Here is an 11,231-nt window from a genome sequence, read left to right as displayed (position 1 = left end):
ATGCCCCCATCTTCATGCCGGTTTCGAGTTTGGTGTTGCCGTTGCTTTTTCGTCATTTCCCACTCGGTCTCCTTTAGCCCACGTAGTTGCTGCTTTCTTAGATAGTCCGTATTTTTCGCATATAAAATGGTCATTAAGGCTTCGTCCAAAATATTCATCAGATAATTTTTCGGGCTAGTTGGGTGGTAACTAATGGCCTGATAGTCCTTAACTTGAGCTTGCTTATATTGATCAAACCGCATTGCCTGTTGTTTCAAACGGGTTTGTACCATTTCAATTTGTTTGTGATCCAACTTAGGATCTTGGCCACATTCGCCGATAAACAGTTGCCGAGTGCCATCATGTTTTAAGACCCGTTGTAATCGGTGGTTCTGAATATCTTTTAATTCAATTTTACCTAACAGGTAATTCAAACCAGCTTGGTGTTGCTGACTAGTAAAGACTACCGGTGGCTGCTGTTGTAATTGACTAAGATCATTGGCGCTTAATGGCTTTAATTCTGGGTCATAGTAAACCACAGCGGTATAGATTTGCTCCTTGTCAATCGTCTCTAGCTTATCGAGGTCACTGTCCGGAAAAGCAGTCGTTAGAATGCTGTTGTATTGAGTTTGCACTACGGCTTTAACTTCCCGCATGACCCGTAAATTTTTCACCGCTTTAGAAATGAATTCGAGTTCGTTAGGTTGATAAGCGGCTAGCATGCCCCGATCAGTATGCTTCAAATCGTCTAACTGGTGACCATGTTTGGCTAGTACCGTGGTTAATTGCTTCTCAATTGTTTGGGCCTGCTGATTAACTAACTGCCAGCTGGTATACGGCCGCTTGGTAAACGTCAATAATTGCTGGGTCAGTAAGTCGTTTCGAATATCCGCTAACCGTTCTGCTAATTCGCTACCTTTGAAAATTGTTTGTTCGCTATTAGTTTCTTTAATCAGTTCCCGTCGTTCAGCGGCGGTTGTCTGTTCAAAATCAAGTTCCGGATAAAGCTTTTTCGTTGCTCGTTCCACCACTTTATTTAACAACTGATTAGCTTGTTCTAGTGATGTCGTTTGCTGGTCAATGGTCAGTAGTTGTTTGCTTACATCTTCACCAACAGCATGTTTAATTAATAAGCTGTTTTTCCAATTAAACAGCATGCGCTGTTTATCATCTAAATGTTCTAAATCGACATAGGCTTTCAATTGCTGACTTAGATGACTAATTGTGTGTTTTTCAGAGAACGATAGCTCGTCAGTTAACGCGTCAAAATGTTCATGATTTCTTATCTTTTCGTCAAGATTATGATATTTAGCTTGAGCGTTTCTTTGCGCTCTAACTTGTTGATTAAATACTTTTCGATTTTTTCTTTGGCTGTTAATGCCTTCGTGTTGGGTAGGTGTCTCTTGAATCCCTTGATCGACAAACGATTTTTCACTAATCCGATCCGGAATATTTTTTTGTTCTAAGAACTGATTAACACTTGTTGCCCAATTATGCCGCCACTCATTAATTTTTTCCTTTTTATCCCAATCAACCAACCAAATTTTTCTTTGTTTTGGAAACCCGCTTTTGGTTAAAAGTTGCTTGCCATTTTCATCTTTAATGTATTGCGTCTTTGCTTTTAATCCCCAACTACCATCGGGGTTAAATGGGCGATTGGTTAACATCACATGTGCATGCGGATTGTCTGGGTGATCGCGATGAATTGCTACATCAGCTACCATACCTTGATCGACAAAATTTTCTTGCACATATTTTGTCAGTAATTCTTTCTGTTCGGATTCACTTAATTCTACCGGTAAAGCCACGTTAAATTCTTTCGCATACCGTGAGTTTGATTTACGATCGTTCTTTTCAACTTCATTCCATAATTTTTCTCGATAACTGGCCCATTCTGGTGCATTTTTGGGGGTTAAAATAAAGCTTTCTGGAATTACCGATCGGGCATAGAAATATCGGCGACCTTCTTTATCATCAAATAATTTTTCACCACTTCGATAAGCTGCACTGGCAATCGCACTTCGTCCTTTTCCAGCACTAATATTACTAAAACTCATATGAAAAATTGCCATGTAAGTCACCTCTTTACTTTGATTCTATGGGTTTTCTTCTGTTGTCGACATCGGCGACTTCTAATACAGGTTTTTTGGGGGGTTAGCACAACATAGAATTTATTCTATGTGTAAGTGCGCATTGACCTCGTTTCACTCGGTCTTCTGATTCTCTTAACTTTAACTTAGTGTATGCCTTCCGCTTCGCTATTTCAACTTTTATACTTTGACTTAACGTTTACCTTATGATATAGTGTCCGTGATTATTTTTAAGATGATTGGAGGGATAATTGTGACTCAAAGTAACTTAGAAAAACAAGAAGCTAAATTAAAACAGCTTAATCAAAAGATTAAAGCTGAAAAAAATAAGATTGAACAACGGCTAGGTAAACAAATCATCAGTCAAGACAATTTAGATTATGCTAATTTGTCTAACGATCAGATTAAGCTTTTAGCCAAGAAATTTTCTGAATTTTTAAAGGTAAAGTCCGTAGATCATTAGCCATACGAGATAGGAAAATTCCATGTCTAATCAATATGAAAAACTAGTCGAGCAGCAAGCGCGTTTAAAACAAAAAATTGAGCGGGAAGATTTTAAATTACGACAATCTAAATACTATGAAAATCGGCAAGCCCGCAAAGCCCGTTCTCGCCGATTAATTCAAAAAGGGGCTTTGCTCGAAAAATACTTTCAAGCTGATAACCTATCGGTCGAACAAACCGAAGAACTTTTAAAAACATTTGCTGACTATGTTAACGCCCATAAACCGGATAAATTAAAAAACGATCAACCTAATAACTAGGCCGATCGTTTTTATTTTCAGGATTGTTTTTTGGCTTAATTTCTGGATTGTGTTTAGCAAAGTCTTTTAACTGTTTTTGAATTCCTTGTGTAAGCTCTGCTTTACTTTCTTTGTGCTTCCTTTTACTTGATCGCTGTTGAATTATCTTTTGACCCTTACCTCTTATTTTTGATTTTAGGTCAAGCGTAAAATCTGAAATTTTATTTTGATCTAGCTTACTTAAATGACCGATTTCTTTAAAGTTTAAACCGGCTTTGGGAAAGCGATAAATATTACCAAGATCGACCCAGGAAGGTTTCTTCAACCCAGCGGATTGCCAATCTTGAATCGGATAATATTGTTGCTTGATATAAGCCGACTTCTTTTCATACTGACTAGTAATTTTAAAAGCCTCGACCGTCTGTTCTGATACCCGACGAATTAAAACTGGTCGAGACTTGCCACCGTTAGTTTCTACAAAACTAACGTATAGACTGACTAAGTCATTAGTCCTCATCTGGATCGTTGAGCCAATCAGCGACCTCTTTAGCGTCTTTGAACTCGGTGACTGGTGTCCCTTCGGTCGCCTTTAAAAAGCGTAAATTAGCTCTTTCTTCTTCGCTTAAAGACACATTAAAAGGTAAAGCACCATTAGCAACAATCCGCTTGTAAAACATGTTAATGGCCGTGGTTGGATTTAAGCCCAATTCGCTTAAAACTGCTTCGGTATCATCAGCCAAATCTTTATCAATCTTGACTTGGACCCGTTTCTTTTCCTTAACTGCCATGATTGTCTCATCTCCTTTCTTTTACTACTACTATTATACTACCTTTTGAGTACCTTATCAATAGATAAAGCCCTGGCCTCAAATCACTTGAGCTTGGCGTTGATCTAAAGGCTGAACTTTTGAGCTGGTTAGCCTGGTTAGCTCTGGCGCTCATTTAAAAGCCCCTATTCTTCTGTTTAAGCCATTTAAATCTAACTTAAGTATAAAGAGGTTAGTAAGTCTTAAAACTGTTTAGAAAGGATTTTGTAGCCTTTTAGGACTAGTAGTACAACCCACTGTTATCGTTGTCGGCCGACTTTTCTTCTTCGGGGTGTTTGGCCGCGTATTCTCTAGCCACTTTTTTATTCCACCAAACACCAAATAGATTTTGCATGGTGCCCAGGTAGTTTTCCACGTTCTTGATGTGCTTCTCATTGCTTCTTAGGGCGTTAAAGTAACGTCTCAAGGCTTTAGTCATTAAAAATTTAAGTTCTTCGTCGTCCAGTGGGATTATGACGCCAATATCTTTATGATCCTTCTCAACTCGGTACTTAGCATTTAAGATAATACCAACGAAGCGACGCATCTGTTGCGGGGTACGGCACCAAAAACTAAGCAGTATTCATCATGTTACAGCACCCAAGTAAAAGCTACGAAGATAAAAACATTCATCCTCAAAATATGTAACCTAGAAAAAAGGCCTCCAGTGTTAAACCGGGAGCCTTTTTTAGTATACCAATTTCTACTTCACATAAGGCGGCTTATCCCAAGTAACCCCCCCACTCCCTGATAAAACAACGATCCATTATTTGGCCTTTGTGAAATTTGACGGGAGAGGAGTGGTCTAGATGAAAAATCCCCAAAAAATCATTAAGCTCACTTTGTGAATTTAACCGCCTAAACTCCTAGACCATTGCGCCAATCGTGCCTGACACCAGTCCAAAAAATCCCGTTCTGAAATCGTTGGTGTTCCCGTCAATAACTTTTTTGTGATGGGCTCCTCACCTAAAGCCGTCTCAATTAACCCAACCACTAAATAATCTGTCTGTTTCGTAACCCAATTTTGTGGTTTCGCCCCAAAGACTTTCGCCAAACTAAAAGCTTGATCCCGATTCATGGTAGTTAGGCGTCCGGTAAAAGCAATCTCACAATCTCTTAAATCAAGCATTTTAAATCATCAACTTTCTTGATTCTAATGTTGGTTTTGACTTGACGGGTTATGGTTTTCCATTCAGTTTAGAGGGAGTGACGTTTTGAGCGCAGAATTGTTCCCTGGAAACAGTTATTTGGAATAACTGAACCAGAGTACAATTCTACGCTAAGGTTTCCCCCTAGTTCGTCGGTCGTTAACGCCCGTCGCTTGTCTGTACAATTGCGGTATTGCTACCACCACTCATTATAAACCTACGTTTTCGGTTTAGCCTACTAAAAAACGCCCTAGCAGGCGTTGGTAATACGTATTTATGTTTGTTCGATCACCAACTAATCAGTGGCACCAAGCCGAAGCTTCGTTTTACCACCCGCGCCGTTAATGGTCGCGCTCACCATTCACCACCCAGCCGTACAGATGACCTTGCTGTGGTATAGCCAGACTTATTGAAGTCGCACTGGCAAACGTGTCCCCTTGGATTTAGACCCCAGCTTGTCCCCTAGGGCTTTAAAAATCGCACCGGCCATGATATAATAGTCATTAAACAATGATGACTTTTTTGTGGCGCTCACCGATTCCCGTTGGTGGGTGTTTTTTTATGTTCTATTTTATGTAACCAATATTACTCGTTGTTTGGTGATAAATCAACATTTCTTTTTATGTATCCTTGTATCCTTGTATCCTTGTATATTCATATCCTTGTATCTAAGTATCCTTGTATCCTTGTATCTAAGTATATTAGGATACTTGCAGTCAATCTTAATTTAACGGCTTTTGAGAAGAAATGTATCCTTGTATCCTTGTATCTTTGTATCTTTGTATGTTATCATCCTTGTATCCAAGTATCCTTGTATATTAGGATACTTAATTGGAGGTCAGTATAATGGGTGAAGTAATTACTTTTGGAAATTTTAAAGGTGGCACCGGTAAAACAACAAATGCCACGCTTGCATGCCTGGCACTAGCTCGTGCTGGTAAAAAAACGCTATTAATTGATTTCGATCCTCAAGCAAACGCTACAGATATTTACTTTAAAACCGCGGCTAATTTAGGCCACGATGATATTAAATTTAATCAAACCTTGCTTGCATCAATCCAAGAAGAGGACTTATCAAGATCGTTGGTTACTTTGGATAAAAACATTGACTTTATTCCATCAAGCGCAGATTTTTCATTGTACCCACGGATTATGGAAAAAAAGTTTAAAAATAATTATAAAGATAGAGTTACATATTTTAGCAAGCTACTTGCTTCACTAAAAGAAAAATATGATTTTGTGGTATTTGATTTGCCACCGACTATTTCCTTAATTTCTGATAGCGCCTTATACGCTTCAGATTGGGTTCTGATTATCCTTCAAACTCAAGAGCACAGTCTTCAGGGTGCCGAATCGTTTCTAAAATATATACAGGAACAGGTAATCGATGAATACGAAGCACCTAGTTTGAATTTACTCGGTATACTTCCTGTGCTATTAAAGAATGGGGCGCCTGTTGATCACAGCACATTAGAAGTAGCAGAAGAAGAATTTGGGAAAGAAAACATGTTAAAAACCCTAATTCGTAATATGGAAAGAATCAAAAGATATTCAATCAGAGGTGTATTTCTAAAAGATCAGTTCGATAAAAAAATAATTAGATTATACGATTCTGTGGCACAAGAAATTATTGAAAGGGCGGACTAGCATGGTGGAACTTTTACACAATCCTAACTCAAATAAAAGTAAAATAATTCCTAGAAAATCGGCGCCCCAGCCCCAAAAAGAAATTTCCATATCTTCTCTAAACGAATCAAACAAAACGAAGTCTAAACAAATAGATGGTGTTACTTTTGATACTACGCTCAGAATTGACAATCATCTAAAAAACTTTATGAAAGCTATGGTAATTTTAGGGTATAGCTCAACTCAACAAAACGGATTAGCCCAATTACAAAAAACTTTTTTTGAATCGTTAACTGAGTCTGAACAAAATACGCTTACGACTCAAATACAGACTTTGGAAACCGGCGATGCTAACAAAGTAAAAAGTAAATAATCACGTGCTCTCAGACGACACGTTCACCTTTTAGATGTATACTTGTCCGTTTAAATTAAGCAGAATGCACACAAAAAAGTCCTCTATTATGCGGAATAGAGGGCTTTTCTGAAATCAGTACATACAGGCTTTGCTTAGGAGCGTTGCTTGTGTCCATTTAGGACATACACAATCATATAACAATCAATCAATGCTGTCACTTAACTTACTCAAAAAAGCCACCCACCTCGTGATGAGATGAATGGCTTTTTGGTTGTGTGGTAGATTGTAAAATTAATCCGAACGCTGTTCGGATTAATTTTACAATCTACCATAACTGCTATACTAAAAGTGAAAAGAAGAGGAGTGATCGTTTTGAAATTGTATCAAAGCCTTACCCAAGTCCAAATCAACGAACAATTCGCTGGTCAAGCAACCGGCTACAAGCTTTCCACGACCCTTGATAAGCCGCTGAACTACGATCCAACGATTCTCTATCAGTATTTGGATACCGTCCTGAAACCGGGCAGTCGCCACGACGAAAACAACTTGCGCTACGTGACTGATCCGGGCTATATCGGCGAAAACTTTAATTACCAAAGCGTCCCGTTTACTTCGCACATGACCGAATTCGACGAGAAGATGGCCTTCGCACGCAAACTGGTGGCCGACCTTAATCGTCATTTATCTGTCAACATCAAACCGGAAGATGAAACTATCGAACTGGTCTTTGTTGACTAAAGCAACCGTGTTGCCCTCCTTTCCTAGTCGCGATGCTTCTCTCCTGATCATTTGCGGCTAAGTACCCAGTCAAGCATGCTTAGTTGCAACAAAAATGACCGTCTACTTTTTGGTAGGCGGTCATTTTTGTAGATGCAAAGCACGAATTCGCAGCTATACCGCTTTCTTCGCGACTTCCTTTGGTAACGTCAACGCCAACAGCAAGCCAATCAGGCCCACGCCAGCAAACACAGCGAAGGTAACAGCAAAACCGCCAGCATGACTTCGCAGCGTGGTTTGCATGCCATCCAACAACACTGTGGCGAACATGACACCGGCAGAACCAAATAACTGACGAGCCGTCGTCGTAACCGCAGTGCCGTCTGCCACGAGCTCATTCGGCAAAGCATTCGCGCCAGCCGTCACTGAAGGCATCATCACAAAGGCATTGCCGGCTTCAGTCGCCATCGCCAACATAATTGCCCCAATCAGCGGTAAATGATGGGCAAAGACTGCTAACAGACCAAAGCCGCCAGTAATCAACAACATGCCAATCATGGCCACAACACGCGGTCCAAAGCGATCCAGTAGGCGCCCGCTAATTGGATTCAAAATACTCAGCAACACCGCAGCTGGCACTAAGGACAAGCCAGAAATCAACGGTGACAAACCAAGTAGCGTTTGAAAGTAAAGCGGCATCAGGATAGTGGTGACAATCAAACCGACGTATGAAATTCCGGTCAGAAACACCGCTTTAGTAAACATACCAGTGGCAAAAACTCGCATTTGCAACATTGGTGGTTGGCGATTCAATTGCCGAACAACGAAAATACCAGCTGCCAGAACGCCTAAAATCAACAAACCAACCACGCCAACAGTTAAGCCTTTTTTCGACAAAGCACCCAAGGCATAAAGTAGAATTGGAAAACTTGCGGATAAAAGGAAGGACACCCAGTCCAGTTGCGTCGGTTGCAATGGCATGACAGACGCAATGGTCACCGTTGAAACGGCCAGCACAAGCAGCGAAACGACCAAGAAGAACAAGAATAAAGCCTGCCAAGGGAACCATGTCAGCAAAACACCGGAAATAATCGGACCGACTGCCAAGGCTGAGCCCATGACCAATCCCGCCGTGCCCATCACCCGACCACGCTCACTATGCGGCGTAATCGTCAGCAACACGGTCTGGAAACTCGGGAAAATAATCCCGACCGCAATCGCTTCAAACAACCGGCCAATCATGAGCACGGTAAAACTCGGTGCCCAGATACATAAGCCTGTCCCAATGGCAAAAATGAGTTCAATCGCTTGGAAAAGCCGTTGGAAAGTAACATTATGCAACAGCCATGGGCTAACCGGAATCATCAAGGTCATCACCAACATAAAGCCGGTTGTCAGCCAAGCAACTGTATCCGCTCCTAAACCAAAAGCCTTCATAAAAGCAGGATAAGCGGTGCTTAAAGAAGACTGAGAAATTGACATCGAAAAGGTACCTGTCAGTAACGTGGCGACAAAAGCCCCGCGATGTTTGATCGTTGGAGAGTGCATATTAAAATCATCTTTTTCTATATTAGTATTGTGGGACGTTTACATTTTCATTCCCATTTTTTCATAAGACTGCATACCGCCCATCCAAATCTCAGATGGTTTGACGCCACGTTCTTTAGCCAAGGCCATCATTAACGTATCCATATCCATCAATTTATATTCTTGCTTTGGCTTGGCTGGATCGAATGTTTCAATCTGTGCCATCATGCCGCCATCTTCGTGCTCAATGATATGGCAGTGATACATATAAACCCCTGGCAAATCAAAGCGAACCAGCAGCCGAACCGTTTCACCAGGATTCACGCCAATTGTATCTTTGAAACCATGTTCATTTGGATACGGCGCATGCCCATTCCGCGACAAGACTAAGAATTGGGTTCCATGCACATGGAATGGATGAACCATTCCAGGCGCATCATTGCTATTGGTAACATCCCAGTACTGGGCTTTGCCAATTGGTTGCGTGGCATCAATCCGCTGCATGGCAAACTTTTTACCATCAATCGCAACACCTTCGTCCATCCCCTGCATCACAACGTGGCGAACTGGCAAAGCCGGGTCAACCACTGGTGCCTTCACATCGAACAACTTATCAGGCAAGGTAGTCTGATCCGGTTTGAAAGCATGAATGCGGAACTTTAGCAATGGCACATCATCCGTATATAAGGTGACCTCGTCGCCTTCATGGTATTGGCCAAAATCAACAATCACTTCGGCACGCTCAGCACAAGTCAGCATCAAATGGGTAAATTTGACCGGCTCCGGTAACAGTGAGCCATCCCCGCCAATTTGCGTAAATGGCAGGTCATCGGAAAAATGCAACCGCCATTCACGGCGATTAGCACCATCCAGAAAACGCAACCGGACCTTTTGCGTGGTGACATCAAAATAGGGATTGATTGTACCGTTAATCATTGCAGTTGGCCCAGCAACACCGTCAGGATCATAATCAGCCCGGTAGTCCCACTGGTTGTTCTCATGAAAACGCCGGTCTTGCAAAATGACCGGAATATCGTCAACGCCATAGTTCCTTGGCAATGGCAGGCTGGCTTCATGGTCGTCTTTGACAATCACCATGGCAGCCAAACCATGCCAAACCTGCTCGGCTGTGGATGGGCACGGATGCGCGTGCAGCCACAAAGTCGTCGCCGGTTGTTCCAATGTGAAGTCGATATGCTTACTTTCACCCGGATAAACCGGCGCATGGCATCCGCCATCAACATAAGGGCCACTGACATTAGCCCCATGCCAATGAAAAGTGGTCAACTCAGGCAGGGTGTTTTTCAGTGTCACATGCGTATGCTGACCACGGCGATACACAATCGTCTGACCTAACAGACTGGTATTATAGCCCCACGTCTTGGTCTTCGCCCCAGGTAACAGTTGCGTTTCCCCAGCCTCTGCTGTCACCGTGTAATAAACGTCGGTCGCCGTCTCTTTATCCGGTTTCAACAACGGCGGCACATTTAAGGGCTTCTCAGGCGCATCACTGACCTCAAGCGGCACGTACCCGCCATCGTGGAGATCAAACGCTGGCTCATCAAAGAAATAGTCCGTATAAGTTTTCATCGTGATTTCCCCCTCTGACAAGAATTTTAACACTTTTTAGGGTTGCCATAAACATAATTTAGAATTAACCTAAAGTAGTATCGAAAAATGGTATAGGTCTTATCCATACACTTGAGGAGGATTTTCATGCAACAAATGTCGAAAATAATGGGCTGGCTCATGCTGGCGTTAAATGTGGTGCTGCTGATTCTAATTGGTACCATGCACAATATGGCAGCGATGTGGTTAATGGGTCTGATTATGACTTTGGACGCTGTGACAGGGTTAGTTGCCGCTTATCGGCCCCAGTCAAGTCAACAACACGCCCACCAGCACTAGTTTGTTAAAAAGTTGCTGCAAGACCTTTCATGGAGTCATTGATCGGCGTTATATGTTGATATATACATATGTTGAATATATCATGTGTCTGTACTTAGATGAACAGTCACATGAAAGAGGGTCGTTTAATGCAGCAACTGTCAATGACGCAGAAACAAACCATGACGTCAGCCTTACGGGTTGAATATTTTTCAACGGCATGGATGGCATTTGAGTGGTAGATTGCAAATTTAATCCGAATTTTTGGACAAATTGGTCAGCATAACCTGATACGGTGTTTGCCAGTCGAGTATTTTAAGCGGTCGCTGGTTAATTTGGAGTAACGTCGTCGT

Annotated in this window: 12 protein-coding genes and 3 pseudogenes; 7 read left to right on the top strand and 8 right to left on the bottom strand. The window is 41.8% G+C overall.

The annotated features are described in order from the left end of the window. A partial coding sequence (gene mobQ / locus JUF10_RS13920) for a MobQ family relaxase (RefSeq protein WP_203643387.1) occupies window positions 1-2,051 on the bottom strand: 2,051 nt, incomplete at its 3' end. A gap of 271 nt (window positions 2,052-2,322) precedes the next feature. On the opposite strand from mobQ, the gene JUF10_RS13915 reads away from it, so the two are divergent. Further along, window positions 2,323-2,532, top strand: a complete 210-nt coding sequence (locus tag JUF10_RS13915) for a hypothetical protein (RefSeq protein ID WP_203643384.1) — start codon at window positions 2,323-2,325, stop codon at window positions 2,530-2,532. Window positions 2,533-2,554: 22 nt separating this feature from the next. Then, on the top strand, window positions 2,555-2,833 hold the full coding sequence (locus tag JUF10_RS13910; protein WP_003603789.1) for a hypothetical protein: 279 nt from the start codon (window positions 2,555-2,557) through the stop codon (window positions 2,831-2,833). Here JUF10_RS13910 and JUF10_RS13905 read toward each other — a convergent pair. The 4 genes and pseudogenes from JUF10_RS13905 to JUF10_RS13890 all read right to left on the bottom strand — a co-directional run bounded on the left by JUF10_RS13905 (window position 2,823) and on the right by JUF10_RS13890 (window position 4,747). Further along, a complete protein-coding gene (locus tag JUF10_RS13905; protein WP_203643381.1) occupies window positions 2,823-3,329 on the bottom strand; it encodes a hypothetical protein in 507 nt (168 codons plus the stop codon). The genes JUF10_RS13910 and JUF10_RS13905 overlap by 11 nt on opposite strands. Then, a complete protein-coding gene (locus tag JUF10_RS13900; protein ID WP_003646131.1) occupies window positions 3,319-3,600 on the bottom strand; it encodes a type II toxin-antitoxin system RelB/DinJ family antitoxin in 282 nt (93 codons plus the stop codon). Before JUF10_RS13900 ends, JUF10_RS13905 begins: the two co-directional genes overlap by 11 nt. Before the next feature lie 259 nt (window positions 3,601-3,859). Then, window positions 3,860-4,198 (bottom strand): annotated as a pseudogene (locus JUF10_RS13895) (replication initiator protein A); the annotation flags it as partial. Window positions 4,199-4,468: 270 nt separating this feature from the next. After that, the gene (locus JUF10_RS13890; RefSeq protein WP_024855821.1) at window positions 4,469-4,747 is read right to left on the bottom strand and encodes a BRCT domain-containing protein; all 279 of its coding nucleotides are present in this window, start codon (window positions 4,745-4,747) and stop codon (window positions 4,469-4,471) included. Window positions 4,748-5,612: 865 nt separating this feature from the next. On the opposite strand from JUF10_RS13890, the gene JUF10_RS13885 reads away from it, so the two are divergent. From JUF10_RS13885 to JUF10_RS13875, 3 genes are all read left to right on the top strand, one after another. Continuing rightward, the gene (locus JUF10_RS13885; RefSeq protein WP_015639692.1) at window positions 5,613-6,413 is read left to right on the top strand and encodes a ParA family protein; all 801 of its coding nucleotides are present in this window, start codon (window positions 5,613-5,615) and stop codon (window positions 6,411-6,413) included. A gap of 1 nt (window position 6,414) precedes the next feature. After that, window positions 6,415-6,765, top strand: coding sequence for a DUF5388 domain-containing protein (locus JUF10_RS13880; RefSeq protein WP_011222016.1), 351 nt, complete (start codon window positions 6,415-6,417; stop codon window positions 6,763-6,765). 354 nt (window positions 6,766-7,119) lie between these two features. After that, window positions 7,120-7,485, top strand: a complete 366-nt coding sequence (locus tag JUF10_RS13875) for a hypothetical protein (protein WP_003580900.1) — start codon at window positions 7,120-7,122, stop codon at window positions 7,483-7,485. Between the two features lie 153 nt (window positions 7,486-7,638). Here JUF10_RS13875 and JUF10_RS13870 read toward each other — a convergent pair whose 3' ends face one another. Together JUF10_RS13870 and JUF10_RS13865 are read right to left on the bottom strand one after the other, a co-directional pair. Further along, window positions 7,639-9,012, bottom strand: a complete 1,374-nt coding sequence (locus JUF10_RS13870; RefSeq protein ID WP_104368221.1) for an MFS transporter — start codon at window positions 9,010-9,012, stop codon at window positions 7,639-7,641. A 39-nt stretch (window positions 9,013-9,051) separates the two neighbouring features. Continuing rightward, complete coding sequence (locus JUF10_RS13865) at window positions 9,052-10,581, bottom strand: multicopper oxidase family protein (RefSeq protein WP_076639171.1); 1,530 nt, start codon at window positions 10,579-10,581, stop codon at window positions 9,052-9,054. A 126-nt stretch (window positions 10,582-10,707) separates the two neighbouring features. Here JUF10_RS13865 and JUF10_RS13860 point away from each other — a divergent pair, with 126 nt between their 5' ends. Then, window positions 10,708-10,899 carry a hypothetical protein gene (locus JUF10_RS13860; RefSeq protein ID WP_101512242.1) on the top strand — a complete coding sequence of 64 codons (192 nt, stop codon included), beginning with the start codon at window positions 10,708-10,710 and terminating at the stop codon, window positions 10,897-10,899. Between the two features lie 128 nt (window positions 10,900-11,027). Then, a pseudogene (locus JUF10_RS13855) lies at window positions 11,028-11,117 on the top strand (cation transporter); the annotation flags it as partial. 12 nt (window positions 11,118-11,129) lie between these two features. Here the strand turns inward: JUF10_RS13855 and JUF10_RS13850 are convergent. Further along, a pseudogene (locus tag JUF10_RS13850) lies at window positions 11,130-11,231 on the bottom strand (IS30 family transposase); the annotation flags it as partial.

The sequence above is a fragment of the Levilactobacillus andaensis genome (genome assembly GCF_016861695.1).
GTDB lineage: Bacteria > Bacillota > Bacilli > Lactobacillales > Lactobacillaceae > Levilactobacillus > Levilactobacillus andaensis.
The sequence above is the reverse complement of the archived record's forward strand: the minus strand, read 5'-3'. Positions and strand labels throughout refer to the sequence as shown.

What these genes read in the sequence shown, in the direction of transcription:
- JUF10_RS13860 (WP_101512242.1), top strand. Translation starts at nt 10,708, where the DNA reads ATGCAACAAATGTCGAAAATAATGGGCTGGCTCATGCTGGCGTTAAAT.
- JUF10_RS13880 (WP_011222016.1), top strand. Translation starts at nt 6,415, where the DNA reads ATGGTGGAACTTTTACACAATCCTAACTCAAATAAAAGTAAAATAATT.
- JUF10_RS13910 (WP_003603789.1), top strand. Translation starts at nt 2,555, where the DNA reads ATGTCTAATCAATATGAAAAACTAGTCGAGCAGCAAGCGCGTTTAAAA.
- JUF10_RS13890 (WP_024855821.1), bottom strand. Translation starts at nt 4,747, where the DNA reads ATGCTTGATTTAAGAGATTGTGAGATTGCTTTTACCGGACGCCTAACT.
- JUF10_RS13885 (WP_015639692.1), top strand. Translation starts at nt 5,613, where the DNA reads ATGGGTGAAGTAATTACTTTTGGAAATTTTAAAGGTGGCACCGGTAAA.
- JUF10_RS13900 (WP_003646131.1), bottom strand. Translation starts at nt 3,600, where the DNA reads ATGGCAGTTAAGGAAAAGAAACGGGTCCAAGTCAAGATTGATAAAGAT.
- JUF10_RS13870 (WP_104368221.1), bottom strand. Translation starts at nt 9,012, where the DNA reads ATGCACTCTCCAACGATCAAACATCGCGGGGCTTTTGTCGCCACGTTA.
- JUF10_RS13865 (WP_076639171.1), bottom strand. Translation starts at nt 10,581, where the DNA reads ATGAAAACTTATACGGACTATTTCTTTGATGAGCCAGCGTTTGATCTC.
- JUF10_RS13905 (WP_203643381.1), bottom strand. Translation starts at nt 3,329, where the DNA reads ATGAGGACTAATGACTTAGTCAGTCTATACGTTAGTTTTGTAGAAACT.